General features: G+C 63.3%; 3 protein-coding genes and 1 pseudogene. 3 read left to right on the top strand and 1 reads right to left on the bottom strand.

Annotated features, from left to right (window positions below):
- From ABY948_RS11695 to ABY948_RS11685, 3 genes and pseudogenes are all read left to right on the top strand, one after another.
- Nucleotides 1–348, top strand: a pseudogene (locus tag ABY948_RS11695) (bifunctional 5,10-methylene-tetrahydrofolate dehydrogenase/5,10-methylene-tetrahydrofolate cyclohydrolase); the annotation flags it as partial.
- Between the two features lie 84 nt (nt 349–432).
- Nucleotides 433–1173 (top strand): glycerophosphodiester phosphodiesterase family protein, encoded by a 741-nt coding sequence (locus ABY948_RS11690; protein ID WP_461482712.1) that lies wholly within the window; start codon nt 433–435, stop codon nt 1171–1173.
- A gap of 2 nt (nt 1174–1175) precedes the next feature.
- Nucleotides 1176–2369, top strand: a complete 1194-nt coding sequence (locus ABY948_RS11685) for a glycerol-3-phosphate dehydrogenase/oxidase (RefSeq protein ID WP_461482711.1) — start codon at nt 1176–1178, stop codon at nt 2367–2369.
- Between the two features lie 7 nt (nt 2370–2376).
- On the opposite strand, the gene ABY948_RS11680 is transcribed toward ABY948_RS11685, so the two are convergent.
- A partial coding sequence (locus ABY948_RS11680; protein ID WP_461482710.1) for an FGGY family carbohydrate kinase occupies nt 2377–3610 on the bottom strand: 1234 nt, incomplete at its 5' end.

The raw sequence follows: 3610 nt of genomic DNA, 5'->3' as shown, positions 1-3610 counted from the left end.
GGGCGCAGCAACATCGTCGGCAAGCCCGTGGCCCTGATGTGCCTGGCCGAGCATGCCACCGTCACCATCTGCCACTCCCGCACTAAAAACCTGCCGGACATCATCCGCGGCGCCGACATTGTGGTGGGCGCGGTGGGCAAGCCGGAGTTCATCAAGGCGGAATGGATCAAGGGCGGCGCCGTGGTGGTCGATGCCGGCTATCACCCCGGCGGCGTTGGCGATATCGAACTGGCACCGCTGCACGAGCGCGCCGCCGCCCTGACCCCGGTGCCCGGCGGCGTCGGCCCGATGACCATCAACACCCTGATCCTGCAATCGGTGGACGCCGGCGAGAAAAAACTGGCCTGATCTTTCACGCCCACCAGCCCGCCGAGATTGTGGCTTCCCGTCCCCCTGGACTACGATAGGGGAAAGGACGGATGGGAAATAGCCATGCTCGCTGATCGACTGGTGGCCCACCGGGGCTACACCAAACACTACCCGGAAAACACCCTGCTGGGGATGGCGGCGGCCATCGACGCCGGCGCGCGCTTTATCGAAACCGACATCCTGTTCAGCGCCGACCAACAGGCGGTGCTCTACCACGACGCCCTGATGACCCGGGTCAGCGGGGAGGAACAGGCCATCCACCTGCTCAGCCTCGATCAACTGGTATGCCACCCCGCCAGTGAACCGCAGCGGCTCGGCAACCAGTTCGCCGGCCAGACCATCACCCCCCTCTGCGACCTGGTGAGCCTGCTGGAGGAACACCCGGAGGTCACCGCCTTTATCGAGATGAAGCGCAGTGGCCTGCACATCGTCGGGCTGGAAACGGCCTATGATATCGTCACCCGTACCCTCGCTCCGGTGAGGGAACAGTGCGTATTGATCAGCTTCAGCGATGAATTTATCGACCATGCCCGGCAACAGGGCTTTGCGCGACTGGGACTGGTACTGAAGGACTGGGAGGAACGCCAGGGCGAACTGATCCAGTGCATCCGGCCGGAATTTATCTTCTGTGACGCCAACAAAGTGCCGGAGGGGGTGGCGCTGGATGAGATCAGTGCCACCTGGGTGATTTATGAGGTGGAAGACCCGGATCAGGCCATCGCCTGGTTTGATCGCGGTGCCGACATGGTGGAGACCTTCGACATCGGCGGCATGCTGGAAAACCTGGCACACCGGGCACTCTGAACTTGAATCGCGATTTTCCCCCGATCGACAACACCACCGAACCGGCTTTTGACGTGCTGGTGGTAGGTGGCGGCATCCAGGGCGCCGGTGTTGCCCAAGCGGCCCAGGCGGCCGGCTATCGCACCCTGGTGGTGGAGAAAACCGCTTGGGCGGCGGGCACCTCCAGCAAATCCAGCAAACTGATCCACGGCGGCTTGCGCTACCTGCAAAGCGGCGACTTTGCCCTGGTGCGGGAAAGCCTGCACGAACGCGCCCTGCTGCTGAAGCTGGCCCCCCAACTGGTACACAGCAACTGGTTTGTCATTCCCATCTACCGCGACTCCCGCTACCGTCCCTGGCAGATCCGCGCCGGACTCAGTCTCTACTGGTTACTCACCGGCTGCCGCGAGGAAGGTCGTTTTGAAGTGATTCCCAGGGCAAAGTGGCCACAGCTGCCCGGGTTGAAAACCGAGGGGCTGCAAAGCGTGTTCCGCTACCGGGATGCCCAGACCGACGACAGCAAACTCACGGCGGCGGTGGTTCAGTCCGCCGTCTCCCTGGGGGCACAGACCCGCTGTCCGGCGACACTGCTGTCTGCCGAGGCAACAGCCGCTGGTTACCGGGTGCAGCTGGAAAGCAGCGAAGGTGTCGAGACGGTGCACAGCCGCCTGCTGGTCAATGCCGCGGGCCCCTGGATCAATCGCGTTGCCGAACGGCTGTCACCGCACCCCCGGCAACTGGAGATTGAACTGGTTCAGGGGGCCCACTTGGTACTGGACCAGCAGATCAGCGCGCAGTGTTTTTACCTGGAATCCCCGGAGGATGGCCGCGCGGTGTTCGTGCTGCCCTGGTATGAAGGCACCCTGCTCGGCACCACCGAAACCGCCTTCAGCGGCGACCCCGACCAGCTCAGGCCCAGCGCGGAGGAAAGGCGCTACCTGCTCAAGGTGCTGCACCACTACTTTCCCGACTATCGGGGGATGGTCTGTGGCGACATGGCGGGACTCCGCGTATTGCCCAAAGAGCAGGCGGGCTTCCACTGGCGCAGCCGTGAAGTGCAGTTTGTGGAAGGCAATCACTACCTCGCCATCTACGGCGGCAAGTTGACCGGCTACCGGGCCACAGCTGAAAAAGCCATGCAGCGCATCAGCAAAGTGCTCGGCGGCGCCACCCCGCAGGCGGATACTCGCACCCTGCCATTGCCCTCCGGGCTATAAATACCAATCAAAGTCTTTCCGCCATGGCCTCAGCCATGGCCACCTGCCAGTGTTTAAAACGTGCCTCAAGCTCCGTATTCGGCTGTGGCGAAAAGTACTCAAAATCCCCTGCCTGCCAACCACCCGGCTGATCGGCCAGCAGGAAAGCCGCACCCCGGGCAGTAGCTTCCGGTTCCGGGTTGCGAAACACCGGCAAGCCGGACAGATCCGCCAGCCGCTGGCAGAAGCCCTGCAGTTCCGACAGGCCACCGCTGACGACAATCTCGCTCAATGGACCGCCGCTGTCACGCAGCCGCTGCAAATTGACCATCAGCAGAAATACGATGCTTTCCAGCACCGCCACCATCGCACCCTGGGGGGTTTCTGGATCGAAGTGGCGCCAACCGCTGGCAAAATCGCTGCGCCAATAGGGCGCGCCCAGACCCCCGACGCCATTGAGAAACAGCGGAATATCCACCACCGAGCGGCACCAATGCTCCAGATGCAGTGAATAGTCCTCAACACCCAACTCGGTCGCCTGTAACGCCAGGGCGCTGGCGGCGCCGTTGACCGTGCCCTCCGCCACAAACCAGCGCTTTTTCGGCGACTGATACACCAGGGTCTTCAGCAGCCCCGGCGGTGCGGACTGCGCTTCCGGCCAGGGTGCGGCGATAAACGCCCCGGTGCCGGCATTGATGTACACCCGCTCCCCGTGTAGCGGCCCGGCGCCGAAAAAGGCGGCATTCTGGTCGCCGTTGACCAACCGTACCGGCACTGAAACATCAGCCACGGCCAGGGTGCCGAACTCGCTGGCACTGGGCTGTACCGGCGGGAGAACCTGTTGAGGAATATCGAACTGAGCCAACAAGCGCTCATCCCAGCTACCACTGCCGAGATTCAACAACATGGTGCGCTGGGCATTGCCCGGGTCGATGGCAAAACCCTGTTCGCGGGTCAGGGCAAATAGCAGATAACTCGCCAGTGGCCCGCAGGCCAAACGCTGTCCGGCCAATGCCTCGCTAACGGCGGGAAGGTTGTCCAGGCACCAGCGCAACTTGCTGGCACCGTAGTGGGCATTGGGGCGCAGGCCGGTGCGCGCCGCCACCTCTTCATCATCCAGGGCCAGACGGGCCAGCAGATCGGCGGCGCGGGTATCCTGCCAACTGAGCAGCGGTGACAGCGGCTCGCCGCTGTGCCGATCCCAGCACACCAGGCTGGAGCGCTGGGTTACCAGCGCAGCCGCCTTCAATTTATGGCGTTGT

Source organism: Porticoccus sp. (assembly GCF_041592135.1).
Taxonomy (GTDB): domain Bacteria; phylum Pseudomonadota; class Gammaproteobacteria; order Pseudomonadales; family Porticoccaceae; genus Porticoccus.
Note: the sequence above shows the minus strand (reverse complement) of the source record. Positions and strands in the feature narration are given on the sequence as shown.

What these genes read in the sequence shown, in the direction of transcription:
- ABY948_RS11690 (WP_461482712.1), top strand. Translation starts at nt 433, where the DNA reads ATGCTCGCTGATCGACTGGTGGCCCACCGGGGCTACACCAAACACTAC.